At 64.5% G+C, this 1,475-nt stretch carries 1 protein-coding gene; it reads right to left on the reverse strand.

Going from position 1 to position 1,475, the window contains the following annotated elements; all coding sequences use genetic code 11:
• Window positions 1-7: 7 nt before the first annotated feature.
• Window positions 8-1,402: an IS1380 family transposase gene (locus QSJ19_RS26450; RefSeq protein ID WP_286324030.1), complete on the reverse strand. Its 1,395-nt coding sequence runs from the start codon at window positions 1,400-1,402 to the stop codon at window positions 8-10.
• Window positions 1,403-1,475 lie beyond the last annotated feature (73 nt).

Here is a 1,475-nt window from a genome sequence, read left to right on the forward strand (position 1 = left end):
CTGGTGGTTATCCAGGGTCGGGAAGTGCTGTGAGCCTTGCTATCCCGTTGAGTAGAATGCTGAGGTGGGGTGCGTGAGCGGCCAGCTTCAACCGGGTTCGGCGGCTGTGGCGGCTGATTTTGGCGGCGATGGTGAACAGGCGGTGGCGTAGCCGTTTGGGTTCCCACCTGCGGGCTGGGGTGTCGTGGAAGGCCAGGATTTGGGTCCAGGCGATCAACTCGCATGCGAGTTCGACGATGGCGCACCAGATGCGGTTGGCGTCGAAGCCGTGCAGGGGCAGGTTGGTCAGTCCGCAGTCTTTGGCGGTGCGGATACGGTCTTCGCAGCGGGCCCGGCGGCGGTGGCGTAGTTCCAGATCGGCGAGTTGACCGCGTACGGTGTTGGTGGCGAAGGCGGTCAACCGCAGGCCATCTCGATCGGTGAACCGCAACTGCGCACCGGGGTGAGGACGTTCTTTGCGCACAATCACCCGCATCCCCGGCGGCCAGCTGCTCAGGTCGAGAACACCGGTTACCTCGGCCACCCAGGCGCCTTCACGTTCGATGCCATCGCTGTCGTAGGCCGGTGTCCACGCCTGTGGTGAGAGCCGGTCGATGGCGGCGGCGATGGTGTCGGTCAGGCCGAATCCGACCGAGTATCCGAGCCGCCGCTTGTGCAGGTGGGTCAGGAACTCGTGGGTGCCGCCGGCCGAATCGGTGCGCACCAACACCTTCTTGCCGACTCGATACCCGCCTACCTGTGGTAGTTGCGCCAGGGCATGGCTGAGGATGGTGATGTGGTCGGCGGCGGTGTTCGCTCCGGCGTTACCGGCCCGCAACTCGATGGCCAGGGGTTCACCGGTTCCGGTGGTGCCGTGGTCGACGAACGCGCATATCGGGTGAAAACCGAAGCCCCGCTTATAGGTTGGTGCGGCGTGTTCCTTCTCTGAGTGCGCGGTGACCAGGGTGGCGTCGATATCAACGATCAGCGGGTCACAAGCGTCGGTGTCGTGGTCGGGGGCGGCATCGCCGGCATATCGCCACGCTCGGGCACGGGCAGCAGCTCGGGCGGTGTTGATCGCCGCCAGCGCTGTTGAGGCATCTGCGGCGAGGGTGGTGATCAGCCGTGACACCGTCGGATCGGAAGCCACCAGCCCGAACACTGCCGGATCGGCGCGGAGTTGGTTGATGTCGGCCAGACAGTCACCGCCGATCGCGACCGCCACCGCCAGATCCAGCAGGATTTTGCCCGGATCATGGACCGCGACGGGTTTACGCCACGGCGTCAACGCTTCCGACAATGCGGTGGTCAGGCCGATTTTCTCGGCAGCGCGCAGCAACAGAGTTGCTCCGGCGTGCGACACCACCCCGGTTCCGGTGCCCTCTGCAGACAACCACGGGTAGGGCGACGTAGACTTGCTCACCAGATTGGTGCTCCTCGATCATGAGAAATTCGGACCTTCGCAAGTCGAATTATCCCAGGTCAGAGCACCAATC

The organism is Gordonia sp. ABSL11-1 (assembly GCF_030315685.1).
In the GTDB taxonomy this organism is placed as follows: domain Bacteria; phylum Actinomycetota; class Actinomycetes; order Mycobacteriales; family Mycobacteriaceae; genus Gordonia.